Consider the following 26840-nt stretch of genomic DNA (forward strand, 5'->3'; position numbering starts at 1 on the left):
TCAGGGGTCAGGTAGGGATTCGCAAGGGCGTGCGGGTGCGCGACAGGCCGCACGCCGGGCCCCTCGTACGCCCCGCGCGACCCCTCGGGAACCGCCTGTGTGAGTTACATCACCCGTACGTGTCACCGGGTCCCGTGCTGCCCGGAGCACGCAGGGGACCGTGCCGGCGGACCGGGCCGCCGGGGCCGAAGACCTTGATCAGCCGGACCGCGCCCTGGCCGAGATCCTCGTTGAGCCGGGCGACGAGCGTCGGGGCGAGCAGCCGCAGGTTCGTCGCCCACGCCGTCGAGTCGCAGCGCACCGTCAGCACCCGCTCGTCCTCGTCGTAGCGCTCCGGCGCGCAGTGCTTGGCCACGTCCCCGCCGACGATCTGCGGCCAGCGGCCCATCACCCCGCCCACCGCGGCGGGAGTCTCCCAGCCGCGCTCGGTGATCAGCCGGTTGATCGCCGCGCCGAGCGCCAGGGGGTCGCGACCGTCGGCGCGCGCGCCGGAGCGCAGACCGCCGCGCCGCGCCTGCTTCCTCTGCTGCGCCGCGTCGCCCCGCGCGCGCGCCGCCTCCTTCGCCGCGCGCAACGCCACGCGCGCGAGGTCGACGCCGGAGGGCTCGGGGGTCTTCCCGGGAGCCTCGGCGCCCTTCGGACCCGCAGGGGCCTTGGCGGAGTGGCCGGCGGGCCGCGGTCCGGGCTCCGCCGCGGGGTCCGGTCGCGGCCGGCCGGCCGCCGGGCCGTGCTCGGCGCTCATACGCGCTCCACCGCCCCGCCCGCGACCGTGAACCGCGTCCCGGCCAGGACGTGCGGCACGTCGTCGTCCACCGCCGCGGTCACCAGGACCTGCTCGCCCGGCGCCACCAGCTCGGCCAGCCGCTCCCGGCGGCGGGCGTCCAGCTCGGCGAAGACGTCGTCGAGGACCAGCACCGGTTCGTTGCCCTCGGCGCGCAGCAGGTCGTACGAGGCCAGGCGCAGCGCCAGCGCGTAGGACCAGGACTCGCCGTGCGAGGCGTAGCCCTTGGCGGGCAGCTGGCCGAGCTTGAGGACGAGGTCGTCGCGGTGCGGTCCGACCAGGGTGACGCCCCGCTCGATCTCCTGCTTGCGGGCGTCGACGAGCGCCGCCGTCAGCTGCGCGTACAGGTCCTCGCGCGTATGGGCCTCGCCGGGCGCGGACGGCTTGTACTCCAGCGCGACCGGACCGCCGCCGGGCGCCAGCTGCTCGTACGCCTTGTCGGCCAGCGGTTGCAGCGTCGCGATCAGGTCCAGGCGCTGCGCCAGCAGTTCGGCGCCCGCGCGCGCGAGGTGCTGGTCCCACACGTCCAGGGTGGACAGGTCCGCCCCCAGGCTCGAATTCGCTCGCCCGGGAGGTGCCCCCGTCCGGCCGCCGTGCCGCCGGGCCAGCGCGGCGGACTTCAGGAGCGTGTTGCGCTGCTTGAGCACCCGCTCGTAGTCCGAGCGCACGCCCGCCATGCGCGGCGAGCGGGCCGTGATCAGCTCGTCGAGGAACCGCCGCCGTTCCCCGGGGTCGCCCTTGATCAGCGCGAGGTCCTCCGGGGCGAACAGCACGGTCCGTACGATGCCGAGCACGTCGCGCGGTCTGACCTGCGAGGACCGGTTGATCCGGGCCCGGTTGGCGCGGCCGGGGTTCAGCTCCAGCTCGACCAGCTGCTGCCGTTCGCCCTGGCGTACCTGGGCGCGGATCACCGCCCGCTCGGCGCCCATCCGGACCAGGGGGGCGTCGGAGGCGACCCGGTGGCTGCCCAGGGTGGCGAGGTAGCCGACCGCCTCCACGAGGTTGGTCTTGCCCTGCCCGTTGGGTCCCACGAAGGCGGTGACGCCCGGGTCGAGCGGCACCTCGGCCCGGGCGTACGAGCGGAAGTCGGCCAGCGACAGATGCGTGACGTGCATGGACCTTCGCCGGCCTCCTCCAGCGCTGTGGACCGCCGTGCGGTCCTGTGGACTACTTCTTCTCCACCGCGTGGCCGCCGAACTGGTTGCGCAGCGCGGCGATCATCTTCATCTGCGGCGAGTCCTCCTGGCGGGAGGCGAACCGCGCGAACAGCGAGGCCGTGATCGCGGGCAGCGGCACGGCGTTGTCGATCGCCGCCTCCACCGTCCAGCGTCCCTCGCCGGAGTCCTGCGCGAAGCCGCGCAGCCCCTCCAGGTGCTGGTCCTCGTCGAGCGCGTTGACCGCGAGGTCGAGCAGCCAGGAGCGGATGACGGTGCCCTCCTGCCAGGAGCGGAAGACCTCGCGGACGTTGTCGACGGAGTCGACCTTCTCCAGGAGTTCCCAGCCCTCGGCGTAAGCCTGCATCATCGCGTACTCGATGCCGTTGTGGACCATCTTGGCGAAGTGGCCGGCGCCGACCTTGCCGGCGTGCACCGAGCCGAAGTCGCCCTCCGGCTTCAGCGCGTCGAAGACCGGCCGCACCTTGGCGACGTTCTCGGCGTCGCCGCCGTACATCAGCGCGTACCCGTTCTCCAGGCCCCAGACGCCGCCGGAGACGCCGCAGTCCACGAAGCCTATGCCCTTGGCGGCCAGCTCGCGGGCGTGCTTCTCGTCGTCCGTCCAGCGCGAGTTGCCGCCGTCCACGACCACGTCGCCGGGCTCCAGCAGCTCGGCCAGGGCGTCGACGGTCGACTGGGTCGGGGCGCCGGCCGGGACCATCACCCAGACCACGCGCGGGCCCTCCAGCTTGCCCACGAGCTCCTCGAGGCTGTGGACGTCCGCGAGGTCGGGGTTGCGGTCGTATCCGATGACGGTGTGGCCGGCGCGGCGGATCCGCTCGCGCATGTTGCCGCCCATCTTGCCGAGGCCGACGAGACCGAGCTCCATCAGTTGTGTCCTTAGGGTTCCGACTGGCATGGGGGCACCCGCGTGCCCCGGCCGAGCCTAAACCCGGACGCTCGCGCACATCCGTGGGCATACGCGCTCATACGAAGGCGTACGCCCCGGCCTCGGACGGACCGTCGGCGGACCGGCGACCCGGGGTCGAACCCGCGCCGGCCGGACGCACCGGCGGCTCAGCCGCTCAGCCGCACCGGCATGATCAGGTACTTGTAGGCGTCGTCCGCCTCCGCGTCCACCGCGGGCCTGCCGCTGAGCAGGGCAGGCTTGGTGGACGTCGTGAAGGACAGCTGGGCCACCGGCGAGTCGATCGCGCTGAGGCCGTCCAGGAGGAACGTCGGGTTGAAGGCGATGGAGATGTCGTCGCCTTCGAGCTGCGCGTCGACCCTTTCCACAGCCTGTGCGTCGTCGCTGGAGCCGGCCTCCAGGATGAGCACGCCCTGCTCGAAGCTCAGCCGCACCGGGGTGTTGCGCTCGGCGACCAGGGCCACGCGCTTGACGGCCTCCACGAACGGGGCGGTCTCGATGACGGCGACGGAGTTGAACTCCGTCGGGAACAGCGTGCGGTACTTGGGCAGGTCGCCTTCGAGCAGCCGCGTGGTGGTGCGCCGGCCCGCGCCCTCGAAGCCGATCAGGCCCTCACCCGCGCCGGACCCGGACAGCGCGAGGATCACGCTGTCGCCGCTAGTGAGCGCCTTGGCGGTGTCCTGGAGCGTCTTGGCGGGCACCAGGGCGACCGCGGAGACGTCCGGGTTCTCCGGCTTCCACAGGAACTCGCGGACCGCGAAGCGGTAGCGGTCGGTGGAGGCCAGCGTGACCGTGTCGCCCTCGATCTCGATGCGGACACCGGTGAGGACGGGCAGCGTGTCGTCGCGGCCGGCGGCGATGGCGACCTGCTGCACGGCGGAGGCGAAGACCTCGCCGGGCACGGTGCCCGTCGCGTTCGGCATCTGGGGCAGCGCCGGGTACTCCTCCACAGGCAGGGTGTGGAGCGTGAAGCGGGACGAGCCGCAGACCACCGTCGCCCGTACACCGTCTGTGGAAATCTCCACCGGACGGTTGGGCAGGGCGCGGGAGATGTCGGCGAGCAGGCGGCCGGAGACCAGCACCGTGCCCTCCTCCTCGACCTCGGCCTCGACCGACACCCGGGCGGAGACCTCGTAGTCGAAGCTCGACAGGCTCAGCTGGCCGTCCTCGGCCTTCAGCAGCAGGCCGGCGAGAACAGGCGCCGGCGGACGGGCCGGGAGGCTGCGTGCCGCCCAGGCCACTGCCTCCGCGAGTACGTCGCGTTCCACCCGGATCTTCACCGTAAGCCGCCTCCTGCTGTTGCTCATGAGCCCTTCGACCCGGTGTCACCGCCCGCAGCGACGGGAAGAGCACCGGGGACCAGTCTGACGCACACCACTGACAGTAGGTGCCGGTCGGGGTCAAGTCGCTCCGAGGGGCAGCCGGGCTCGAGACGGCGAGTTGTGCACAGGCCCCGCTTCGAAACGAATTCCAGGCTCTCTCTAGTCGGGAGTAGTAGTAGGGCCTGTGGATACGGTGGATAACCACGTTTGCCCAGCTCAGAGCGGGAATTTTATCCACCGCCCCTGTGCATGGAGCCGGTGGACAACCGGGCGTCTCTGTGGAGAACAGAAAGTTCTGCACACCTCGCCCACAGGCCGAGGGCAGTTCTCCCCAGCTGCGTCCCCAGATTTACCCGGGTTTCCCACACCCCAATCCGGCAGCTTGGTGTGACGGCTTTCACTCGACGCGGTGACCGGGCCTCGCGCGTTGCCGAACAGTGGACAGCGGTGTGGAGAACGGGCCGATCATTGGGGACAACCGGCCACAGCCTGTGGGTTACCCGTGGACAACTTCCTCCACAGCCTGTGGACCGCCAAGTTGTCCACAGGCTGTGGAGATCCTTCATCCACGAATCCACAGGCACCTGAGCTGGGATGATGATCTCTCCACATCGCTGCCTGTGGAAGCAGTCTGGACAACTTCGCGATCCCCAGCATGTGGACGGAAAAAAGTCGCCGAATCTGTGGACGAAGGCCGTAACCCGGCCTGTAAATCGAACAGTGGAGGGCGACGGGGGCGCGGGTGCCTCGCCGGTCGGACCGCCCTCGGGGGTCGCGGGGGACCTCGGAGGAGCCTCGGGCGTCCTGGCTGAGCATCGCTGGGGCCTTGCAGGAGGTCCGCTGGGCGTCGTTGAGGCCCTTGCCGACCCCTGGTCGCGTGCCGGAGGCTCGGCGGGCGTCCGTTGGTGCGCGTGTCCGCCGGTGTGCGCGTCCGGGGACGGCGAAGGGCGCCCCGGAGGATCCCGGAGCGCCCTTCGCCGTGCCGGACCGGCCGGCGGCCGTCAGCCGTTCTTGATGCGGTTGGTCAGCTCGGTGACCTGGTTGTAGATGGAGCGCCGCTCCGCCATCAGCGCCCGGATCTTGCGGTCGGCGTGCATGACGGTCGTGTGGTCGCGGCCGCCGAACTGCGCACCGATCTTCGGCAGCGACAGGTCGGTCAGCTCACGGCACAGGTACATGGCGATCTGGCGGGCGGTGACCAGCTGGCGGCCGCGCGAGGTCCCGCACAGGTCGTCCACCGTGAGGCCGAAGTAGTCCGCGGTCGAGGCCATGATCGCCGGCGCGGTGATCTCGGGGGTCGAGTCCTCGCCGCCGGGGATGAGGTCCTTGAGGACGATCTCCGTCAGGCCCAGGTCCACCGGCTGCCGGTTGAGCGAGGCGAACGCTGTCACCCGGATCAGCGCGCCCTCCAGCTCGCGGATGTTGCGCGAGATCCGCGAGGCGATGAACTCCAGCACCTCCGGCGGGGCGTTCAGCTGCTCCTGCACCGCCTTCTTGCGCAGGATCGCGATGCGCGTCTCCAGCTCGGGCGGCTGGACGTCGGTGATCAGCCCCCACTCGAAGCGGTTCCGCAGCCGGTCCTCCAGCGTCACCAGCTGCTTGGGCGGCCGGTCGGAGGACAGCACGATCTGCTTGTTGGCGTTGTGCAGGGTGTTGAAGGTGTGGAAGAACTCCTCCTGCGTCGACTCCTTGTCCGCCAGGAACTGGATGTCGTCGACGAGCAGGATGTCCATCTCGCGGTAGCGCTTGCGGAAGCTGTCGCCCTTGCCGTCGCGGATCGAGTTGATGAACTCGTTGGTGAACTCCTCCGAGCTGACGTACCGCACGCGCGTGCCCGGGTACAGGCTGCGCGCGTAGTGCCCGATCGCGTGCAGCAGGTGCGTCTTGCCGAGCCCCGACTCCCCGTAGATGAACAGCGGGTTGTACGCCTTCGCCGGCGCTTCGGCGACCGCGACCGCCGCCGCGTGCGCGAAGCGGTTGGACGCGCCGATGACGAAGGTGTCGAAGAGGTACTTGGGGTTCAGCCGCGCGGTCGGCTCGCCCGGCCCGGGGGCCGGTTTGGCCGGTCCGCCCGAGGGACCGGACGTGCCGTGGCCGGGCTGGCCGGGACCGGCGTGACCGCCGCCCCGGGGGCCGGGGCCGGAGCCGGCCGGCGACTCGGGCCGCTCGCGGCGGCCGCCGTCGCGCTGGTCGTAGTCCCGCTGCTCGTAGTCGCCGCGGGAGGACTCGTAGTCGGAGCGCGCCTGGTCGTAGGGGGGGCGGTCCATCGGCCGCGGCCGGTAGTCCTGCTGCGGGGGATAGGCGTCCTTCGAGGACCCGTACGCGTCCTGGCCGCCGTAGGAGTCCTGGGAGCCGTATCCGTCCTGCTGGCCGTACGCGTCCTGCTGGCCGTAGCCGTCGCGCGTGCCGTAGGGCTCCTGGGCGGGCGAGGCGTACGGGTCCCGCTCCGGGAAGCCGAGCCGCTGCTGCTGCCAGCCGTAGTCGTCCTGGGCGGGACGCGGCCAGGCGCCCGGCTCGGGGCGCTGGTACTCGGCGTACTCCGAGGGGTAGGCAGGGCGGACGGTCGGCAGCGAGTCCGTGCCGTCGGCCGGCTGGGCGCCGCCGCGCGAGGGCGGCGACTGGTCGCCGGACCCGCCCTGGTCCCGGTCGCCGCGGCCGGGACGGTGGCCCTCGCCACGGTGGTCGGGCCGGCGGCGGCTGTAGCCCTCGTAACCGCCCTGGCCGCCGGGCAGCTCCTGCTCCTCATAACGCGGCGCGGGCGCCTGCGGTGCGGGGGGCTGGGACTCGCCGACCGAGCTGTCGACGGTGATCGCGATGCGGATAGGGCGGCCGCACTCGCGGCTCAGGGTCTCGCTGACGATCGGGGCGAGGCGGCCCTCCAGCACGTTCTTCGCGAACTCGTTCGGCACCGCGAGCAGTGCCGTGTCGGCGACCAGCGCGAGCGGCTGGCAGCGGCGGATCCAGTGCTCGTCCTTCGTCTCGACCCCCTGCCCGCGCCCCTCCCCGAGGAGCTGTTCGAGAACGCGTGGCCACACTGCGGCAAGATCGGCAGGTACGTCAGCCACAGGGCACGCTCTCTCACGGGGGTCCCACGAACGTGTGGTTCGGGACGGGTCGGGATGTAAACCGGGGACAAGGGATCGAAGGGGGGACCAGCCACGGTAGTCAGCGCGGCCGGTACGGTTCAAGTTGTTGTCCCCAGGCTGTGGACAGTGTCCCCCGCCGTCAGCCGGTTTGACCGGATGGCCCAGCCGCGCGTACCGTAACCAGGTCGAGTTGTCGATGGCTGCTGCCGCCTGCCTCCGAAGGGCACAGGTCACGTCAAGGTGATCCGTAAGCGGTGCACACGGGCGTGACTGCGAGCTACTCGTGGGCGCACGGTGACAGCCAGGACGGCACCCGCCACCTACCGAGTCTTTCTGGAGCCCCCGAGTGAGCAAGCGCACCTTCCAGCCGAACAACCGTCGTCGCGCGAAGACCCACGGCTTCCGGCTGCGTATGCGCACCCGTGCCGGCCGCGCGATTCTCGCGTCCCGCCGTAGCAAGGGTCGCGCCCGCCTGTCCGCCTGATCCCGATCAGGTCATGACATCGTGCTGCCTACCGAGAACCGGCTGAGGCGGCGCGAGGACTTCGCGACCGCGGTACGACGAGGGCGCCGGGCCGGACGCCCACTCCTCGTCGTCCACTTTCGTAGCGGTGCCACGGACCCGCACGCGCCAGGGGAGAGCGCTCCCCCGACACGTGCGGGTTTCGTCGTGAGCAAAGCAGTCGGAGGAGCCGTCGTCCGCAACAAGGTGAAGCGCAGACTTCGCCATCTGATGCGGGACCGGGTCATCCTGCTGCCCCCCGGTAGCCTGGTAGTCGTACGAGCGCTGCCCGGCTCGGGCGACGCGGACCACGCGACGCTGGCCCGAGACCTGGATGCCGCCCTTCAACGACTGCTGGGAGGGGGCGCACGATGAAGTACCCGCTGCTGGCCCTGATCAAGCTGTACCAGTGGACGATCAGTCCGCTGCTGGGGCCGGTGTGCAAGTACTACCCGTCGTGTTCCCACTACGGCTACACGGCCATCGACCGGCATGGTGCGATCAAGGGCACGGCGCTCACCGCCTGGCGCATCCTGCGGTGCAATCCGTGGTCGCTCGGCGGTGTGGACCATGTTCCGCCGCGCAAGCGTCCGCGGTGGCACGAAATGCTGCGCGGCGCCTGGCGTGCGCGCAGGGGCGGGCCCTCCGCCGCCGAACCGGCCACCGACGGGAGTATGCCGTCGAGCCCGGCCGCAGAGACCTCGTCCCATGCCCAAGGAGCATGATTAGTGGACACGATTGCCAGCCTCTTCAGTTTCATCACCTGGCCCGTCTCCTGGGTCATCGTCCAGTTCCACAAGGTCTACGGCGCGATCTTCGGGCCTGACACCGGGTGGGCCTGGGGCCTGTCCATCGTGTCCCTGGTGATCCTGATCCGCATCTGCCTGATCCCGCTCTTCGTGAAGCAGATCAAGGCGACCCGCGCGATGCAGACGCTCCAGCCGGAGATGAAGAAGATCCAGGAGCGCTACAAGAACGACAAGCAGCGTCAGTCCGAAGAGATGATGAAGCTGTACAAGGAGGCGGGCACCAACCCGCTCTCCTCGTGCCTTCCCATCCTGGCGCAGTCCCCGTTCTTCTTCGCCCTGTACCACGTGCTCAACGGCATCGCCTCGGGCAACAAGATCGGGTACATCAACGACTCGCTGCTCGCCAGCGCCCGGCAGGCGCACATCTTCGGCGCCCCGCTGGCCGCGAAGTTCCTGGACAGCGCCGACACGGTGCAGAAGCTCGGCGCGTCGCTCACCGACGTGCGGATCGTCACCGCCGTCATGATCATCCTGATGTCGGGGTCGCAGTTCTACACGCAGCGCCAGCTGATGACGAAGAACGTCGACACCACGGTGAAGACGCCGTTCATGCAGCAGCAGAAGATGCTGATGTACGTCTTCCCCATCATGTTCGCCTTCTTCGGCATTCGCTTCCCGGTCGGTGTCCTCGTCTACTGGCTGACCACCAACGTGTGGACCATGGGCCAGCAGATGTTCGTGATCCGCAACAACCCGACCCCGGGTTCCAAGGCCCAGGCCTCCTACCTGGAGCGGCTGCTCAAGCACGTCACGCACCACGGCAAGACCCGCACCCGGGGCGAGAAGGCCATCGTCAAGGCGATTGTCGCCAAGGGCCGCGAGCGCAACGAGTTCGAGCGCAAGTTCATCAACGGGCTCTCCAAGGCGGGCCTGGTCGCCCAGGCCGACGGCACCGTGGTGAAGGGCGAGAGCGCCGCCGTCGTCGAGTCCGAGGACGGCACGACGACGGTCGCCGGCACCGCCCAGCGGCGGCAGCAGCCCAAGCGGCAGAGCAAGTCCCAGCGCCAGTCGGGCGGCCCGAAGGCGGCCGGAGCCGATGACGAGGAATCCGAGCCGACCACGTCGCTGACCAAGTCCACCGAGCCGCAGGACGCCCCGTCCGCCGCCGCCGGCAAGCTCGCCTCCAAGCCCGGCAACGGCGCCCGGAGCAAGGCCCAGTCCGGTCAGCGCAAGGGTCCGCAGCGGCCCAAGTCCCCGTCCAAGAAGTAAGAAGGAGCCCATCCCGTGACGGAAGGCACCACCTCCGCCGCTGCCGAGGGTGCAGACGCCCTGACCCGCCTGGAGCAGGAGGGCGAGATCGCGGCGGACTACCTCGAGGGTCTGCTGGACATCGCCGACCTCGACGGCGACATCGACATGGACGTCGAGGCCGACCGTGCCTCTGTGTCGATCATCAGCGACGCCGGCGGCCGGGACCTGCAGAAGCTGGTCGGACGGGACGGCGAGGTGCTGGAGGCGCTCCAGGAACTGACGCGCCTGGCCGTGCACCGGGACACCGGTGAGCGCAGCCGTCTCATGCTGGACATCGGCGGCTACCGCGCCAAGAAGCGGACCGAGCTGTCCGAGCTGGGCGCGAAGGCCGCGGCCGAGGCCAGGGCCAGCGGCGAGTCTGTGAAGCTGAAGCCGATGAGCCCCTTCGAGCGCAAGGTGGTGCACGACGCGGTCAAGGCCGCGGGCCTGCGCAGCGAGTCCGAGGGCGAGGAGCCGCAGCGCTTCGTCGTCGTGCTCCCCGCCTGAGCGGTACCACGTTCCACCGGCCCCGTCTGTTGCGCAGGCGGGGCCGGAACTTTGTCAGCCTGATGATTCTGGTGGTCGGCGCCGGCGGCGCTGATGCGGTACGGAAGGACGGTTCCCGTGACGGAGGCAGCGGAGCTCCCCCCTGCGCCCGAGCAGGCGCGCGACGTATTCGGTGATCGCTTCGCTGACGCGGTCCGGTACGCCGAGCTGCTGGCCGAGGCCGGAGTGCAGCGAGGTCTCATCGGCCCGCGCGAGGTGCCACGCCTGTGGGAGCGGCACCTGCTGAACTGCGCGGTGCTCTCCGAGGTGGTGCCCGAGGGGGTGACGGTGTGCGACGTCGGCTCCGGCGCCGGCCTGCCGGGCATCCCGCTGGCCCTGGTCCGTGAGGACCTGAAGATCACGCTGCTGGAGCCGCTGCTGCGGCGCACCAACTTCCTGAGCGAGGTCGTCGAACTCCTGGGCCTGGATCACGTCACCGTGGTCCGGGGCCGTGCCGAGGAGGTCATGGGCACGGTCACACCGGTCCATGTGGTCACCGCGCGCGCGGTCGCGCCCCTGGACCGGCTGGCCACCTGGGGCATCCCGCTGCTGCGCCCGTACGGCGAGATGCTCGCGCTCAAGGGGGACACGGCCGAGGAGGAGCTGAAGAGCGCGGCCACCGCGCTGACCAAGCTGGGCGCGGTGGAGACCTCCATCCTGCATGTGGGCGAAGGCGTCGTGGACCCCCTGTCCACCGTGGTGCGGGTCGAGGTCGGCGAGAGCCCTGGTGGTGTGCGCTTCGCGGCCAAACGCGCGAAGGCCGCGCGGACGGGACGGGCCCGCCGTCGTCGGTAGTCCGTTCGGGGGAGGAAACTCCACGCAAGGTGTCAAACCGCCTCATGACGGAGTGTCGCGGCAGTGGGGCCGTCGCCGCTGGGCATCGTGTTTCACGTGAAACGTCGCTCTCTGCTGCACGGCATCATCAACCGTGGCCGCGCTGCGGCCCCACCGCGCGACCGCAAGCCTCTCGGTTCACTCGGAGAGGTAACGGAGTTGTCCACAGAGGTGGATTTCTCCACAGAACGCCGGGCCTCACTGGTTCGCGACCCCGAAGGCATGGCAGGCTCTGTTCATTGCGAGCCTGAAGTCGAGGAGAGTGAATCCTTGCGGTCCGACGCCAACATCGCGGGACCGATGACCGATCCGGTCCCCGGTCCCCGTACCGAGTCCATGGGGGAACATGTTTCACGTGAAACACCGCCCCCGATGGACGACACTCCCATCGGTCGTGCCGCCCAACTGGCGGTCGAGGCTCTGGGCCGCGCCGGCGATGGTCTGCCACGGCCCGAACAGACCCGCATCATCGTGGTCGCCAACCAGAAGGGCGGCGTGGGCAAGACGACCACCACGGTCAATCTGGCCGCCTCCCTGGCCCTGCACGGCGGCCGTGTCCTGGTGATCGACCTCGACCCGCAGGGCAACGCCTCCACCGCGTTGGGCATCGACCACCACGCCGAGGTCCCCTCCATCTACGACGTGCTGGTGGAGAGCAGGCCGCTGGCCGAGGTCGTCCAGCCGGTCGCCGATGTCGAGGGTCTCTTCTGCGCCCCCGCCACGATCGATCTCGCCGGTGCGGAGATCGAGCTGGTGTCCCTGGTGGCCCGGGAGAGCCGGCTCCAGCGGGCCATCCAGGCCTACGAGCAGCCGCTGGACTACATCCTCATCGACTGCCCGCCCTCGCTCGGCCTGCTGACCGTCAACGCGCTGGTCGCCGGTGAGGAAGTCCTGATCCCGATCCAGTGCGAGTACTACGCGCTGGAGGGCCTGGGGCAGCTGCTGCGCAACGTCGACCTCGTGCGCGGACATCTGAACCCCACGCTGCACGTCTCGACCATCCTGCTCACCATGTACGACGGCCGGACGCGCCTGGCGTCCCAGGTCGCGGAGGAAGTGCGCACGCACTTCGGTGACGAGGTCCTGCGGACCAGCATTCCCCGCTCCGTCCGTATCTCCGAGGCGCCCAGCTACGGCCAGACGGTGCTGACCTACGATCCAGGATCGAGCGGTGCCCTCTCATACCTTGAGGCGGCACGAGAAATCGCGCTGAGGGGCGTAGGGGTCAGCTATGACGCCACCCACGCTCACTCCGGCGCACAGAGCGACGCGAGCATGGTGGAGGGCATTCAGTGAGCGAGCGACGGAGGGCGTTGGGCCGTGGTCTTGGGGCACTGATCCCCGCTGCCCCGACCGGGGAGAGGGCGCCGGCTCAGGCGACCGCGGGGAGTGCTGCTTCGACCTCCCCCGCAGCCGTGCCGGTACTGACCGCGGAACGGGGCGACCGGGGGGTGGCCGCCGCGCGGGTGGCCGCGCTGCCGCCTGTTTCACGTGAAACGGAGGAGCAGACGCCGAGCGCTGCGGCGGAGCTTCCCGCACCTCCCATGGGTGCGCACTTCGCCGAGATCCCGCTCGACGCCATCACCCCGAACCCGCGCCAGCCGCGTGACGTCTTCGACGAGGACGCGCTGGCCGAGCTCGTCACCTCCATCAGGGAGGTCGGCCTCCTCCAGCCGGTCGTCGTACGGCAGCTCGGCCCGGAGCGCTACGAACTCATCATGGGTGAGCGGCGCTGGCGGGCCTGCCGTGAAGCGGGTCTGGAAGCGATCCCGGCGATCGTGCGGGCCACGGACGACGAGAAGCTCCTCCTGGACGCCCTGCTGGAGAACCTCCACCGGGCCCAGCTGAATCCGCTGGAGGAGGCGGCCGCCTACGACCAGCTGCTGAAGGACTTCAGCTGCACCCATGACCAGCTGGCGGACCGGATCGGGCGCTCCCGTCCTCAGGTCTCCAACACGCTGCGGCTGCTGAAACTCTCGCCCGCCGTGCAGCGCCGGGTCGCCGCCGGGGTGCTCTCCGCAGGACATGCGCGGGCGCTGCTCTCGGTGGAGGACTCCGAGGAGCAGGACCGGCTGGCTCACCGGATCGTGGCCGAAGGGCTGTCGGTGCGGGCCGTCGAGGAGATCGTGACCCTGATGGGATCGCGGCCGTCGACGGCGCAGCGCTCGAAGGGCCCACGGGCCGGCGGGCGGGTCTCCCCGGCCCTGTCGGATCTCGCGACCCGTCTGTCCGACCGCTTCGAGACCCGGGTGAAGGTCGACCTGGGCCAGAAGAAGGGCAAGATCACCGTCGAGTTCGCCTCCATGGAGGATTTGGAGCGCATCCTCGGCTCGCTGGCGCCGGGCGAGGGCCCGGTGTTGCAGAAGAGTCTTCTGGACGGCGGTGCGGAGGAGACGGAGGAGGACGCCTGAGGTCACTCGCGGACGAGTCCTCAGGGCCAGTCGCTCGGCAGGGGCGGGTCGTGACCGGTGGTACCGGAACACGGCCCGCTCTTTGCTTTCTGTCGGTGTCGAGGAGATCGTGCCGCGGTTACGATGCGATCGGGCATGGCACATCCACCGGGCGGTACTCATGCTTTCCAGCCGCTCGTGACGTTGTAGGCGCAGGAAGCGAGGATCAGCCTTCATGGGCCGTAGGCTGCTGCCGCTCACACTCGACAACCTTCCGGATCTTCCCCGGCACTGTCGTGGGTGCGTCTTCTGGGAGTTGGACCCCGTCAGCGGAGAAGCCGCGCTGAAGGCCGACCGAGCCTCCTCGGAGAAGGAGGCGTGGATCTCCGCCGTCCTGCTGGACTGGGGCTCCTGCGGCCGCGTCGTCTATGTCGACGACGTTCCGGTGGGGTTCGTGCTCTACGCGCCCCCCGCCTATGTGCCCCGTTCCACGGCGTTCCCCACCAGCCCGATCTCCCCGGACGCGGTGCAGCTGATGACCGGCTTCATCATGCCGGGCTATCAGGGGCAGGGGCTGGGGCGGGTGATGGTCCAGACGGTCGCCAAGGATCTGCTGCGGCGCGGCTTCAAGGCCGTCGAGGCCTTCGGGGACGCACGGTGGAAGGAACCCGCCTGCATCCTGCCGGCGGACCATCTGCTGGCGGTGGGCTTCAAGACGGTCCGGCACCACCCCACGCACCCACGGCTGCGGCTGGAGCTGCGCTCGACCCTGTCCTGGAAGGAAGACGTGGAGATGGCGCTCGACCGCCTGCTGGGAGCGGTGCAGAAGGAACCGGCGCTACGGCCGCTGTAGGCGCCCCTCAAGCAGAATGGGCCAACCCATCGGGGTTGGCCCATTCGTGTTTCACGTGAAACATGTGGCGTCGTCGAGACGGCCCAGCGGACTACTCGCTCAGGAAGTCGTCGAGGTCGCGGACGATCGCGGCCTTCGGCTTCGCACCGACGATGGTCTTGGCGACCTCGCCGTTCTGGTAGACGTTCAGCGTCGGGATCGACATGACGCCGTACTTGGCCGCCGTGGCCGGGTTCTCGTCGATGTTGAGCTTGACGATCTCGATCTTGTCGCCGTGCTCGGCGGCGATCGCCTCCAGCGAGGGGGCGATCTGGCGGCACGGACCGCACCAGGCGGCCCAGAAGTCCACCAGGACGGGCTTGTCGTTCTTGAGGACGTCCTCGTCGAAGGAGGCGTCGGTCACGTTCTTCAGGGTGCCGGCCACTGCGGGCTCCTTAACTGATGTGGTGCGGTGGGGTGGGGCGGGAGGTCAGACAGTGCTCTTCTCGGGCTCCGCCTTCTGCTCGTTGTCCGCGAGGGCGGCGAGGAAGCGTTCGGCGTCGAGAGCCGCGGAGCAGCCGGTACCGGCCGCGGTGATGGCCTGGCGGTAGGTGTGGTCGACGACGTCGCCGGCGCCGAAGACACCCGTGAGGTTGGTGCGCGTCGAGGGGGACTGCACCTTCAGGTAGCCCTCGTCGTCCAGGTCCAGCTGGCCCTTGAACAGCTCGGTCCGCGGGTCGTGGCCGATCGCGATGAACAGTCCCGTCACCGGGAGGTCGGAGAGCTCGCCCGTCTTGAGGTTGCGCAGCTTCAGGCCGGAGAGCTTCTGCTCGCCCTGGATCTCGGCGACCTCGCTGTCCCAGACGAACTTGATCTTCGGGTCGCCGAAGGCGCGCTCCTGCATCGCCTTGGACGCGCGCAGGGTGTCCCGGCGGTGCACGATCGTCACGGACTTGGCGAAGCGCGAGAGGAAGGTGGCCTCCTCCATCGCGGTGTCGCCGCCGCCGATCACGGCGATGTCCTGGTCCCTGAAGAAGAAGCCGTCGCAGGTGGCGCACCAGGACACACCGCGGCCCGACAGCGCGTCCTCGTTCGGCAGGCCCAGCTTGCGGTGCTGCGAGCCGGTGGTGACGATGACGGCCCTCGCCCGGTGCACCGTGCCCACGGTGTCCGTGACGGTCTTGATCTCGCCCGACAGGTCGACGGAGACGATGTCGTCCGGCACCAGCTCGGCGCCGAAGCGCTCGGCCTGGGCACGCATGTTGTCCATGAGGTCGGGGCCCATGATGCCGTCGCGGAAGCCCGGGAAGTTCTCCACCTCGGTGGTGTTCATCAGCGCACCACCCGCGGTGACGGCACCCTCGAACACCAGCGGCTTCAGCGAGGCACGCGCGGTGTAGAGCGCCGCCGTGTAGCCGGCAGGCCCGGAGCCGATGATGATCACGTTACGGACGTCGCTCACGGCTTGATTCCTCGTCTCTGGACTGTGTCCTACGGCCGGGGGGAGCCCTTCTCTCTGCTCTCACCCCACCCAACGGATCCTAAGGGGCGCGCATTCCCGCTCTGCCCGGGCACACGCGAGCGCCCCCACGTACGGGATACCGCGCAGCGAAGGGGCCAAGCGTCCGTGTGTCCGGGACGTGGGGTCTCAGGAACGAGGATAGGAGCGGTTCAGCAGGACCTTGGCCGCGACCGAGGGATGGCGCACGCAGGTCGCGTCCACCAGGTAGGCCGTGACACGGGTCGGGTCGCCTTCGGCGTCGGGCAGGACGACGAGATAGGCGTCCTTGCCGTCGTAGATGCCGGCCTTGGCCGCGAGCGGGGACTCGGCGCTGTTGAGGCCCTGCTGGACGCAGGAGGGGAGCGGGACGGTGGGCTCGCTCTTGAGGACGTGCGGCTTGCCGCTGCCCTTGTCCGACTCCAGGCCGAAGCTGTGCGGCGGGTGGGCCGGGTTGGGTGAGTTCTGGGTCGCCTTGGCGAGCAGGCCGGACACCTGCTGGGGCAGGGCGCCCTCGGAGAAGGTGTCCGCCGCGGCGCTCGGCCGGCCGTGAGCGGTGGTGCCGGCGTCCTGGTCGTCGTGGAGGGAGACCACGACCACCGAGGCGACACCGAGGGCGGCGACGGTGAACGCGGTGCCCAGGACGGCGATCCGGCGACGGCCGCGAGGCGCACGGTTCTTGCGGCCCGGGCCGGTGCTGGGGGTGCGTGCGCGGCCCGCGGGACGGTCCAAGGCCGCCGTTTCACGTGAAACATGGGTGCCGTCGCCGGCCTCGGCTGCCAGGGCGGCGTCGATCCGGTCCGCGATGTCGTCGGGCATCGCCTCCTGCGAGCCGTGCGACGTGCCGAGCAGGCTGCGGATCTCCTCGAGCGCGGCGTGCACATCGGCGCAGGGGACGCAGCCGTCCAGATGCCGACGCAGCTCCTCGGCCCGGGCGGTGGTGAGCAGGCCTTCGGTGAGGTCGGAGATCTCGGTGACGTCCGGGTGCCCGGCCGTGTCCGTCGTGGATGTCACGCTCGCCCACCTCCGCCCTTCACAGCAGCTGGATCACTTGGCCCGGGGTCCTGCGCGTCGGGGCCGCCGGGACTCGCCGCCGGTGGGACGGATGCCCCCCGTGCCCGGTTCCGTTCCGCGCCGGGCTCTTTCCCGGCGCCCGTGCCGCCCGGTCTGAGGTGGGTGAGCAGCGGCAGGAGTCTGGCCCTGCCCCGGGCGCAGCGGCTCTTGACCGTGCCGGTGGGCACCTCCAGGATGCGGGCGGCCTCGGCGACCGGGTAGCCCTGCATGTCCACGAGCACCAGGGCGGCCCGCTGGTCGGGCGGCAAGGTGCCGAGCGCGGCGACGAGCTGGCGCCGCACGTCGTGGCGCTCGGCGGGCGCCGAGGCGGACTCGTGCGGCTCCAGCAGGTGTTCCAGCCGCTCGGCGTCGTCCACGGGCGAGGTCTTGCGCGTGGCCGCCTTGCGGACCCGGTCCAGGCAGGCGTTCACGGTGATCCGGTGCAGCCAGGTCGTGACGGCCGACTGACCGCGGAAGGTGTGGGCGGCCCGGTAGGCGGAGACGAACGCGTCCTGGACGGCGTCGGCGGCCTCCTCGCGGTCCCCCAGCGTCCGCAGGGCGACGGCCCAGAGGCGGTCGCGGTGACGCCGTACCAGCTCACCGAAGGCGTCGTGGTCGCCCGCCACATGACGGGACAGGAGGTCATGGTCGCTCGCGTCGCCGTAGGCGGTCTCGTCCGCCATCGGGCCCCCTCCCCCTCACCCGAGGGCGTCAGCCCGTGAACTTCACATCGGTGACGGCCTGCTTGTAGCCGGCTCCGCTGTAACCGTCGCTGGGAGCCATGGGTACGTCCGTGATCCACAGCAGCACGTAGCGCGTCTTCACGGACTTCGACGCCTTCACCGTGAGCGAGGTCCCGGTGGTGGTGGCGGTTCCGATCTCCTTCATCCCGTCGACACCGGTCGAGGGGGTCAGGGAGTCCGTGGCGTAGAGGTGGATCGTGGTGTGGTCGCCGTTGTAGCGCAGCCCTATGGACGCCGTGGCGGGCGTCCTGGCGGAGCCGAGGTCGTAGACGATGCCCACGCCCGGCTTGTAGGGGGCCAGGGTCGGGCCGTCGTTGTAGCGGTTGGTCCGCCAGTATGTCGACGCGCTGTCGTCGTAGGTCTTGCCGACGTCTTCTCTGGCCTGCGCTTCGCCGCTGGCGACGTACTCCTGGGCGCCCTGGATCTTGATCGGGGCGGCCGGCTTCGGCAGCTGGGCCTTCTTGTCGCTGCTGTCCTGGGTCTGGGTCCGGTTGTCCTCGCCGGACTTGCCGCCCTTCTCCATCAGGGCGTCCGCGAGCTGCCAGCTGCCCAGGCCGAGCGCGGCGATCAGGAGGGCGGAGACGGCCCACTTCAGGGCCTTGCCGGTGCGGCTCTGCAGCGGGGGCGGCGGGGCCGGGACCGGCTGGGGGATGCCGGGGCGCGGAGCCGGACGACCGTAGGCGCCCTGCTGGTACGACGTGCTCTGGTACTCCGGCGGGGCGGTGAACGCGGGCTCCGGCGGGCGGATGCGCGGCATCTCGCCGATCGCCTTCACCAGCTCCTCGGGGGTGGTGCACGGCGACTCGTGGCGGGAGGCGGTGGCGCCGTCGTTGACGAGGGCGCGCATGGCCAGCTCGGACAGGCCGCGGTGGATGCCGGCGCGTACCTGGTCGGGCGGGATGAGACCGATGTCCTTGGGCAGGCCGGACAGGCCGTAGGCGTCGTTGTCGTAGGGCCAGCGCTGCGTGAGCGCCGCGTAGAGCAGGGCGCCGATCGCCTCGGTGTCGGTGCGCTGCGGGGTGTCGGAGCTGATGCCGCGCAGCGCGGCGTTCACGGCGAGGCCGCGGATGCGCCACTGGCCGGTGGAGGCACGCAGCACGGCGTTGGGGTTCAGCCGCAGATGGGCGAGGCCCTCGCGGTGCGCCGTGGCCATAGCGGAGGCGATCTGGCTGACCAGCTGGTAGGCGTCGTGCGGTTCCAGCGGTCCGGCGGACAGCAGGGTGGTCAGTTCGACGGCGTCGGGCAGCCACTCGTGGACGACGTAGACGAGGTCGTTCTCCTCGACGGCGTCGAGCACCTGGACGAAACGGGGGTCGCCGAGGAGGGCGGAGGAGCGTGCCGCGGCCAGTACCGAGCGGGCGCGCGCATGGTAGGCGGGCAGGATGTGCACGCCGACGGCCCGGCGCAGCTTCTCGTCCACGGCACGCCAGCTGCTGAACCCGTCCAGCCGGGTGACGCACTCCTCGAGTCGGTAGCGGGCGGCCAGCTTGTGTCCGCTGTGCAGCTCAGGTGGTGAGGTCCTCGTTCCGGGACGCTCGGTCCCGCCGCTCCCCTGCCCCTCGTCGATGTCCGTGCTCCGCTCCCGCGTCTCGGCCACCCCGTCGGCCGTGGCCTGGCCCGCCTGGGCGGTCAGCGGCTCGTCACCGCTGTTGTCTGCCACGTCGACGGCAGCCGTGCTCCGTTCCGCCACCGTCGCTCCTGCCTCCCCATGTCCATCGCGCGTTGTCCGACGCCGAAACCAATTGTGCCCACAGACCGCTGCTATGCACGACACACAGCCATGGCCGATGGTTGTGCGCCTACCCCCGCCTCAACGCCCCAGCCGCCCCCGGACCATACCGACGAGCGAGTTGAGTTCCTCGATCCGCATCCGGCGGGCGGCCACGAAGAAGATGCCGGACAGCAGGACGCCGCCGGCCACCAGCGCCGCGAACGAGCCGACGACCCCCTGGCCCAGCGTGTGTCCGACGCCGTAGCAGGCGACGCCGCTGACGAGCGCGGCCGGCACGGAGGCGATGCACAGCCGTGCGTAGGTCCGCAGCACGTGCGAGCCGTCGAGGTCGCCGCCGAGCCGCTTGCGCAGCCTGTTCCAGGCGACCCCGACGCCGATGGCGTAGGCGAGGCCGTAGGCGGCGGCCATGCCGATCACCGACCAGCGGTCGGGCAGCAGGAAGTAGCACAGGACCGAGGCGCCGGCGTTGACGGCGGCCACGATGACGGTGTTGTAGAAGGGCGTCCGGGTGTCCTCGTAGGCGTAGAAGGCGCGCAGGACGACGTACTGGACGGAGTACGGGATCAGGCCGAGGCCGAAGGCCATCAGCATGTAGCCCATGTGCGTCGCGTCGCTGGTGCCCGAGGAACCGAAGATCAGCGTGCACATCGGGATGCCGAGCGAGACGAAGCCGAAGGCGATCGGCACGATGGCGACGGCCGTGGTGCGCAGGCCCTGGGAGATGTCGTCGCGGACGGCGCCGCCGTCACCCTCGGACGCGGAGCGCGAGATCCGCGGGAGCAGGGCGGCCATCAGGGAGACGGTGATGATGGCCTGCGGCAGGCCCCAGATCAGCTGGGCGTTGGCGTAGGCGGAGAAGCCGGTGCCGCCCACGCCGGAGTGCTTGCCGGCGGCGGTGGACAGCTGCGAGACGACGAGGGCGCCCGCCTGGTTGGCGAGGACGAACAGGACCGTCCACTTGGCCAGGGTCGCGGCCCTGCCGAGGCCGTGGCCCCGCCAGTCGAAGCGCAGCCGCAGCCGGAACCCGGTCTCGCGCAGGTACGGGATCATCGCCAGGGCCTGCACGACCAGGCCGAGCAGCACGCCGACGCCCAGCAGCCGCTGGCCCTCGGCCGGGATGTTCGTGACCTTCAGGCCGGAGTCGGCCGAGGTGCCGTACACCCAGATGAACATGCCGAGCGACACGATGATGACGATGTTGTTCAGGACCGGGGTCCACATCATCGCGCCGAACTTGCCGCGTGCGTTGAGGACCTGCCCCATCACCACGTGGACGCCCATGAAGAAGATCGAGGGCAGGAAGTAGCGGACGAAGGTGATGCCGACCCGGTTGGAGGCCGGGTCGCTGGCGACCGAGTCGGACAGCAGACGGATCAGGAGCGGGGCGGCGAGGATCGCCAGGACGGTCAGCGCGCCCAGCGCGACCATGACGAGGGTCAGCAGCCGGTTGGCATACGCCTCGCCCCCGTCCTCGTCCTCCTTCATGCTGCGCACGAGCTGGGGCACGAAGACGGAGTTGAGCCCACCGCCGACGGTCAGGATGTAGATCATCGTCGGCAGCTGGTAGGCCACCTGGAAGGTGTCGCCGAGTACGCCGATGCCGAGGGCCGAGGCGATCAGCGCCGACCGGACGAAGCCGGTGAGGCGGGAGACCAGCGTGCCCGCCGCCATCACGGCGCTCGACTTCAGCAGGCCGGAGGCCTTGCCGCCCTTCTTGGCGGCCGGGGCCTCGGGGGGTGCGGCGACGGCCGCCTGGACGGTGACGTCGACCGGGGCGGGCGCGTAGGGACCGGCAGGGCCCTGGCCGGCGGCGGGGACCGGGGCGGCGCCGGGATTGGCGGGCACGCCCATGGGCGGGTAGGCGCTCGTCTCCTGATGCTGGGCCTGGTAGCCGTACTGACCGGCGGACTGGTAGCCGCCCGCACGGGGGTCCTGGTAGCCCTGCTGGTAGTTCTGGTAGCCCTGCTCGGGACCCTGGACGTCGCCGTGACGGGGCCCCTGGTAGCCGCTCTGCTGCTGGTCGCGGAAGAGGTGGGCGAAGGCGTCCGGCTCCTGGTACTCCTCGCCGGAGTGGCTGACCAGGTCGTCGACCCCCACGAACTGCGTGGTGCGGGGGTCCTCGCCGTAGGGCAGGTGCTGGGTGGCGCCGGACGGCTCGGGCGGCGGGGTCTGGGCCCACACCCGCGGGTCGGGCGCGTACGGCGACTGCGGCGGGTTGCCGTACAGCGGCTGCTGGGGCTCGTAGGCGCCCGGGGGCGGCGGCGGGTGCGCGGCGCGGTCGTACAGCGCCTCGCCGACCGGGTCCTGGGCGGTGAGGTCCTGCGCCCGGTAGGGATCCTCGGCGTAGGCGTCCTGGAGGTACATGTCCGCCGGATGCTGCTGCGGCGCCTGGCCGTGCTCGGGCGGCGGGGCATCGGGGCGCCCCGAGCCGCCCACGGCCTGGCCGCGGTCACCGTCGTACGGCGCGTTCATGGCTACCCCACCTCATCGTCCCGGGCCCTCCGGGCCACGACATCCTCAACGGTCCACTTTCTCACCCGTGCCGGACGGGTCGGCGTTTTCCGCTGCGGTGTCCGGTGTCGGGTCACTCGGCTGCTCCGGGCCCTCGGCCCGGGACCGGGTGCCCGGTTCTTCCGTGAGACGCTCGGCGGCGCCCGTGAGGTTCTCGGTCCGGTCCTCCCGCGGCCGGTCCGTGTCCTCGTCGGCCTCGTCGGCCTCATCGGCCTCATCGGCCGTCCCGGCGTCCTCCGAGCCCTCCCCCGGTTCGTCCGGGTCATGCCCGGTTCCGGCGTCCTCCCTGGCCGCGGCGCGCTTGCGCTGGGTGTACATGCGGAAGCCGGCGAGGACGAGGAGGAGGACGCCGCCGCCGATGACCAGCATCACCGTGGCGGTGATCTCGGTGACCTTCACGTCGAAGACGACGGGCGCGCCGTACGGCCGGCCGTCCTGCGTGTACAGCTGGGCGATCACCGAGACGGGGCCGTTCGCGTTGGCCGACGTGGTGAACTTCACCGACTGGCTGTGGCCGCCGGAGACGGCGACCGGCTGCTCCGAGTAGGCCCGTCCGACGATCTTGAGGCGGGTGGGGTTGGTCGAGGTGAGGCGCAGGACCAGGTGGTCGACGCCCTGCACCAGGTTGTTCTGCACGGTGACGGGGATCGTGGCGCTGTGGCCGGAGAGCTTGGTCTCCGACTTGTCGATCAGCTTGACCTGCTCGGAGATGTCGTCGAGGTAGTCCTCCACGCCGTCGCGGAAGTCGGCGGCGGCGCGCCGCCGGTCGCGCCATGACGTGGACATCTCCCGGTTCATGGCCCGCCCGAACGGCGTGACGACCCGCGACTCGTCGGTGAGGACGACCTTGAAGTTGTCGACCTTGTCCTTCGTCCTGGCGATCTCGGTGAACGCCGAGCCGCGGATCTGCTGCTTGCGCAGCGCGGACGGGTAATGGGAGGCCGAGGGGACCTTCGTCGTGGCATCGGGGTCGGGCTTGGCCCTGGCGGCCGCGCTCAGGGGCTGCGACTGGGACCAGGTGCTCTGCTGGAGGGTGGTCAGCGCCTGTGCCATGGCCTGGGCCTGGCTTGCGCTGGGCATCCGCTGCGGGGCGACGACGATGCTGCGCTGCTTGCCGGTCTGGCCGTTGAGTTCGAGGCTCTGGGCGAGGAACCGCTGCACGGCCAGGACACCGGCGTCGGCTCGCGTCAGATCGCCCTCGAACGCCGTCGACAGCCGGGCGTCCGCGACGACCGCGGTGGTGCCGCCGCCGATCGGGCGGGCGGCCGAGGGCGTGTAGGTCAGCCCGTCGGACTCCTCCAGGCTGTCGCTGCGCGCGATGACCTTGTCCGCGCCCGCCGAGGTGGCGACCCGGACGATCGACGGGTCGACGGCGCCGTCCACCGGCCAGGCGAAGTCCGTGTCGGGCTTCACGTGGAGCACCGTCTCCACCGTGCTGGCGGCCACGTCGGTGGCGTCCTTGAGCTGGCTCAGCGATCCGGTGACGCTCGTGCCGTTGTGGGCGAGGGAGGCCAGGTCCGGGTCGGCGAAGGGCAGCGCCACGACCTCCTTGCCGGCCACCGCCTGCTGAAGCTGGGCCAGCCACTGCTTGGCCACCGCCTGGTGGGTGCCGGCGACGGGAGTGGCGTCGCTGCTGGTCCGGATGCGGTAGCTGCGGGTCATCGCGTCGACCGAGGCCAGCAGATCGGGGTCGATCACCCAGGTGACGTCGAGGTCCTTGCCCAGCGAGAGCATCCGCTCCAGGCGGCCGCCGGGGGCGAGGTCGTTGGCGAGGTCGTCGTTGAGGAAGACCGGGACCTGCTGGGTTCCGGGGCCCGTCTCCGCCGTCATGTGCACCGTGGAGATCAGCGGCCACAGGTAGGTCGTCTTCGTCTTGGTGCCCGCGTCGTCGGGCTGCCAGGGCAGGAACGTGTGCTGGACGCCCAGCACCTGTTCCCACGCCTCGGAGGAGGTCTGCCCCGACAGGGAGACGGAGAGTTCGTAGACGCCGTCCGAGGAGAGGTCCAGCTTGCTGACCGGAACGGCGATGCTGAAGCGCTGGGCGACCTTGGGGGCCAGCCGGGCGAACTTCTGGACGTACTTGCCGCCGACCTCCGAGCCGTCGGAGAACGGGTCGTACTCGGTGTTCCGGGCGACGTCGTCGATGGCGGAGCGGGTCTCCAGACGCTGTCCCACCCGCAGGCCGACATGGGCGTCGGTGACCGCCTGCCTGCCGTTGTTCGTCACCGTGCCCGAGACGGTCAGCGTGTCCCCGTCCGAGGGAGTGCTGGGCGTGAGGGAGTCGACGGACACGGCCACCGTGCGCGATCCGGAGGCCGCCTGGACGGCGGTCCGGCCCGTGGCGTGTGCGGCCGGAGCGGCGGGCAGCTGGAACAGAGCGGCCAACAGCGGCGCTCCGGCGAGCAGTGCCCCGGTGCGCCGCAGCAGGCGGCGGGCAGGTGAGGGACTGGTCCCCTGGAAGTCTGCCGCCTCGGCCACGCGCTCGCCCGTCCCTCGTCGTCGTCAGTGGTCGTCGCAATGTGCGTCCCCGCATGGTAACGATGCCCGCTGAGGGTAAGTGCCGCGGAGGCGGTCACAAGATCGGCGGGCGGGCGGCGGCAGCCTGTATATAGAGGTATCCGGGGATTGTGTTCGTTGTGTCACGTAGGTCCGGCTTGCGGTGTGCCCGGCGGGGTGCGACGGCGAAGCGGTCGGGCCGCCGGGCCACGTACTCTCTTCTGTTGTGCCGAACGCCAACGATGACACCCCTGCCCTGAGCCAGGTACAGCAGCGCGCGGTGAGCGAGCTGCTGCGCGTGGCCCCTGTCGCCGACGACCTCGCGCGCCGATTCCAGGAGGCCGGGTTCTCCCTCGCCCTGGTCGGCGGCTCGGTCCGGGACGCGCTGCTCGGCCGGCTGGGCAACGACCTGGACTTCACCACCGACGCCCGCCCCGAGGACGTACTGAAGATCATGCGGCCGTGGGCGGACGCGGTGTGGGAGGTCGGGATCGCCTTCGGCACGGTCGGCGCCCAGAAGCAGGCCCGGGTCGAGGGCGTCGAGCGCTGCTTCCAGATCGAGGTGACGACCTACCGGTCCGAGGCCTACGACCGCACCTCGCGCAAGCCCGAGGTGTCCTATGGCGACTCCATCGAGCAGGATCTGGTCCGGCGGGACTTCACCGTCAACGCGATGGCGGTGGCCCTGCCGGAGAAGGTCTTCATCGACCCGCACGGCGGGCTGGAGGACCTGGCGGCCCGGGTGCTGCGCACTCCGGGCACCCCCGAGGAGTCCTTCTCCGACGACCCGCTGCGCATGATGCGAGCCGCCAGGTTCGCCGCCCAGCTCGACTTCGAGGTCGCGCCCGAGGTCGTCACGGCGATGAAGGACATGGCCGGACGCATTGAGATCGTCTCGGCCGAGCGGGTCCGGGACGAGCTGAACAAGTTGGTCCTCTCCGCCCACCCCCGCAAGGGTCTGACGCTGCTGGTCGACACCGGTCTGGCCGACCGGGTGCTGCCGGAGCTGCCGGCCCTGCGGCTGGAGCGGGACGAGCACCACCGGCACAAGGATGTCTACGACCACACGCTGATCGTCCTGGAGCAGGCGATCGCCTTGGAGGAGGACGGTCCCGACCTCGTCCTCCGGCTGGCCGCGCTGCTGCACGACATCGGCAAACCGCGCACCCGCCGGTTCGAGACGGACGGCCGGGTCTCCTTCCACCACCACGAGGTGGTCGGCGCGAAGATGACCAAGAAGCGCATGACCGCCCTGAAGTACTCCAACGACCTGGTGAAGGACGTCTCGCGCCTGGTCGAGCTGCACCTGCGCTTCCACGGTTACGGCACCGGCGAGTGGACGGACTCCGCCGTCCGCCGCTACGTCCGCGACGCCGGGCCGCTCCTCGGCCGCCTCCACAAGCTGACCCGCTCCGACTGCACCACGCGCAACAAGCGCAGGGCCACAGCGCTCTCCCGGGCCTACGACGGCCTGGAGGAGCGCATCGCCCAGCTCCAGGAGCAGGAGGAGCTGGACTCCATCCGCCCGGACCTCGACGGCAACCAGATCATGGAGATCCTGGGGGTCGGACCCGGACCGGCGATCGGGCAGGCCTACAAGCACCTGCTGGAGCTGCGTCTGGAGAACGGTCCGATGGAGCATGACGCGGCGGTGGCGGCCCTGAAGGAATGGTGGGCCGAGCAGAGCTGACGCCGCGGGCCGGGGCATGTTTCACGTGAAACATGGAGGGTGGGCACGGCCCCGGCCGACGCTCCGCCACTCCGCGCCCGTGTCCGCCGCAGGGCGAAGGGGCGATGTTTCACGTGAAACATCGCCCCTTCGCCATGCGTGCGGCTGTTACTTCTTGACTTCCTTCAGGCAGAGCACGACATCGTGGCCGCCGCCGTACTGCACGTAGGAGATCGTCGCGTTGGAGACGGTCTTGCACTTGTCCTGGTCGGTGGAGCCGTCGAACTTCTCGACGACCTCGTACTCGGCCTTGCCGGACGAGCAGCCGACGTCCTTGAGGTCCGGCTTGCTCATGGTGCCGTCGTTGTGCATGCAGGAGCCGACCGAGGTGGTCTCCGCGTCGTCACGGGTCAGGAACCAGCCCGCGCCGAACTTCAGCACGGCGATGATGACGGCGACGACGATCGCGCCGATGATGCGCAGGGCCTTCTTGCCGATGCGCTTGCCGGCCGGCGCGGGCGGCGGGGGAACCGGCGCGCCCTGCTGCTGGGGGAACGGGGCGTAGGGCTGCTGCGGCGGGTACTGCTGGCCGGGCTGCTGCGGCGGGTACGGCTGACCGGGCTGCTGCCCCGCGGGAGCGGTGGGCGCCTGGGCGTACGGATTCGGGCCCTGGGGCGGCGGCGAAGTGGTCACGTGGGGGTCCCCCTAGAGAAGCATCGGCACG

23 protein-coding genes are annotated in these 26840 nt (G+C 70.6%); 10 read left to right on the top strand and 13 right to left on the bottom strand.

The features are described 5' to 3' along the window. Window positions 1-109 precede the first annotated feature (109 nt). The 5 genes from ABEB07_RS07235 to dnaA form a co-directional block, all read right to left on the bottom strand. A complete protein-coding gene (locus ABEB07_RS07235; RefSeq protein ID WP_345667493.1) occupies window positions 110-742 on the bottom strand; it encodes a DciA family protein in 633 nt (210 codons plus the stop codon). Further along, complete coding sequence (gene recF, locus ABEB07_RS07240) at window positions 739-1896, bottom strand: DNA replication/repair protein RecF (protein ID WP_176149723.1); 1158 nt, start codon at window positions 1894-1896, stop codon at window positions 739-741. The genes ABEB07_RS07235 and recF overlap by 4 nt, the downstream gene beginning before the upstream one ends. A gap of 52 nt (window positions 1897-1948) precedes the next feature. Further along, the gene (gene gnd / locus ABEB07_RS07245) at window positions 1949-2824 is read right to left on the bottom strand and encodes a phosphogluconate dehydrogenase (NAD(+)-dependent, decarboxylating) (protein WP_164586605.1); all 876 of its coding nucleotides are present in this window, start codon (window positions 2822-2824) and stop codon (window positions 1949-1951) included. A gap of 188 nt (window positions 2825-3012) precedes the next feature. Beyond that, window positions 3013-4143, bottom strand: a complete 1131-nt coding sequence (dnaN, locus tag ABEB07_RS07250; protein ID WP_164586607.1) for a DNA polymerase III subunit beta — start codon at window positions 4141-4143, stop codon at window positions 3013-3015. A gap of 1043 nt (window positions 4144-5186) precedes the next feature. Continuing rightward, a complete protein-coding gene (gene dnaA, locus ABEB07_RS07255) occupies window positions 5187-7250 on the bottom strand; it encodes a chromosomal replication initiator protein DnaA (RefSeq protein WP_345667494.1) in 2064 nt (687 codons plus the stop codon). A 367-nt stretch (window positions 7251-7617) separates the two neighbouring features. On the opposite strand from dnaA, the gene rpmH reads away from it, so the two are divergent. The 9 genes from rpmH (at window position 7618) to ABEB07_RS07300 (ending at window position 14435) form a co-directional block, all read left to right on the top strand. After that, window positions 7618-7755 carry a 50S ribosomal protein L34 gene (gene rpmH, locus ABEB07_RS07260; protein WP_003956500.1) on the top strand — a complete coding sequence of 46 codons (138 nt, stop codon included), beginning with the start codon at window positions 7618-7620 and terminating at the stop codon, window positions 7753-7755. 21 nt (window positions 7756-7776) lie between these two features. After that, entirely contained in the window at window positions 7777-8148 is a 372-nt protein-coding gene (rnpA, locus tag ABEB07_RS07265; protein ID WP_176149721.1) for a ribonuclease P protein component, read from the top strand. Further along, window positions 8145-8498, top strand: a complete 354-nt coding sequence (gene yidD, locus ABEB07_RS07270) for a membrane protein insertion efficiency factor YidD (RefSeq protein WP_164586613.1) — start codon at window positions 8145-8147, stop codon at window positions 8496-8498. The genes rnpA and yidD overlap by 4 nt, the downstream gene beginning before the upstream one ends. Window positions 8499-8501: 3 nt before the next feature. Next, window positions 8502-9791, top strand: a complete 1290-nt coding sequence (gene yidC, locus ABEB07_RS07275; protein ID WP_345667495.1) for a membrane protein insertase YidC — start codon at window positions 8502-8504, stop codon at window positions 9789-9791. Window positions 9792-9806: 15 nt separating this feature from the next. Next, window positions 9807-10319 carry a Jag family protein gene (locus ABEB07_RS07280; protein WP_176149719.1) on the top strand — a complete coding sequence of 171 codons (513 nt, stop codon included), beginning with the start codon at window positions 9807-9809 and terminating at the stop codon, window positions 10317-10319. 117 nt (window positions 10320-10436) lie between these two features. Continuing rightward, window positions 10437-11153, top strand: a complete 717-nt coding sequence (gene rsmG / locus ABEB07_RS07285) for a 16S rRNA (guanine(527)-N(7))-methyltransferase RsmG (RefSeq protein ID WP_164586619.1) — start codon at window positions 10437-10439, stop codon at window positions 11151-11153. A 261-nt stretch (window positions 11154-11414) separates the two neighbouring features. Further along, window positions 11415-12488: a ParA family protein gene (locus tag ABEB07_RS07290; RefSeq protein ID WP_176149718.1), complete on the top strand. Its 1074-nt coding sequence runs from the start codon at window positions 11415-11417 to the stop codon at window positions 12486-12488. Continuing rightward, on the top strand, window positions 12485-13603 hold the full coding sequence (locus ABEB07_RS07295; RefSeq protein ID WP_345667497.1) for a ParB/RepB/Spo0J family partition protein: 1119 nt from the start codon (window positions 12485-12487) through the stop codon (window positions 13601-13603). Before ABEB07_RS07290 ends, ABEB07_RS07295 begins: the two co-directional genes overlap by 4 nt. A gap of 214 nt (window positions 13604-13817) precedes the next feature. Then, a complete protein-coding gene (locus ABEB07_RS07300; protein WP_345667498.1) occupies window positions 13818-14435 on the top strand; it encodes a GNAT family N-acetyltransferase in 618 nt (205 codons plus the stop codon). A gap of 91 nt (window positions 14436-14526) precedes the next feature. On the opposite strand, the gene trxA is transcribed toward ABEB07_RS07300, so the two are convergent. The 7 genes from trxA to ABEB07_RS07335 form a co-directional block, all read right to left on the bottom strand. After that, the gene (trxA, locus tag ABEB07_RS07305; RefSeq protein WP_164586624.1) at window positions 14527-14859 is read right to left on the bottom strand and encodes a thioredoxin; all 333 of its coding nucleotides are present in this window, start codon (window positions 14857-14859) and stop codon (window positions 14527-14529) included. A 45-nt stretch (window positions 14860-14904) separates the two neighbouring features. After that, complete coding sequence (gene trxB, locus ABEB07_RS07310; protein WP_164586626.1) at window positions 14905-15876, bottom strand: thioredoxin-disulfide reductase; 972 nt, start codon at window positions 15874-15876, stop codon at window positions 14905-14907. 186 nt (window positions 15877-16062) lie between these two features. Beyond that, window positions 16063-16926: a zf-HC2 domain-containing protein gene (locus tag ABEB07_RS07315; RefSeq protein WP_345667499.1), complete on the bottom strand. Its 864-nt coding sequence runs from the start codon at window positions 16924-16926 to the stop codon at window positions 16063-16065. Next, entirely contained in the window at window positions 16923-17648 is a 726-nt protein-coding gene (sigM, locus tag ABEB07_RS07320) for an RNA polymerase sigma factor SigM (RefSeq protein WP_176149714.1), read from the bottom strand. The genes ABEB07_RS07315 and sigM overlap by 4 nt, the downstream gene beginning before the upstream one ends. A gap of 28 nt (window positions 17649-17676) precedes the next feature. Then, window positions 17677-19398 carry a protein kinase family protein gene (locus ABEB07_RS07325; RefSeq protein ID WP_345667502.1) on the bottom strand — a complete coding sequence of 574 codons (1722 nt, stop codon included), beginning with the start codon at window positions 19396-19398 and terminating at the stop codon, window positions 17677-17679. Window positions 19399-19518: 120 nt separating this feature from the next. After that, window positions 19519-21912, bottom strand: coding sequence for a murein biosynthesis integral membrane protein MurJ (gene murJ, locus ABEB07_RS07330; RefSeq protein WP_345667503.1), 2394 nt, complete (start codon window positions 21910-21912; stop codon window positions 19519-19521). A 45-nt stretch (window positions 21913-21957) separates the two neighbouring features. Next, a complete protein-coding gene (locus ABEB07_RS07335; protein WP_345667504.1) occupies window positions 21958-24429 on the bottom strand; it encodes a DUF6049 family protein in 2472 nt (823 codons plus the stop codon). Between the two features lie 244 nt (window positions 24430-24673). On the opposite strand from ABEB07_RS07335, the gene ABEB07_RS07340 reads away from it, so the two are divergent. Then, complete coding sequence (locus ABEB07_RS07340) at window positions 24674-26137, top strand: CCA tRNA nucleotidyltransferase (RefSeq protein WP_176149710.1); 1464 nt, start codon at window positions 24674-24676, stop codon at window positions 26135-26137. A 147-nt stretch (window positions 26138-26284) separates the two neighbouring features. On the opposite strand, the gene ABEB07_RS07345 is transcribed toward ABEB07_RS07340, so the two are convergent. Beyond that, the gene (locus ABEB07_RS07345) at window positions 26285-26809 is read right to left on the bottom strand and encodes an LppU/SCO3897 family protein (RefSeq protein ID WP_176149709.1); all 525 of its coding nucleotides are present in this window, start codon (window positions 26807-26809) and stop codon (window positions 26285-26287) included. Window positions 26810-26840: the final 31 nt, after the last annotated feature.

The sequence above is a fragment of the Streptomyces similanensis genome (assembly GCF_039543625.1).
In the GTDB taxonomy this organism is placed as follows: Bacteria; Actinomycetota; Actinomycetes; order Streptomycetales; family Streptomycetaceae; genus Streptomyces; species Streptomyces similanensis.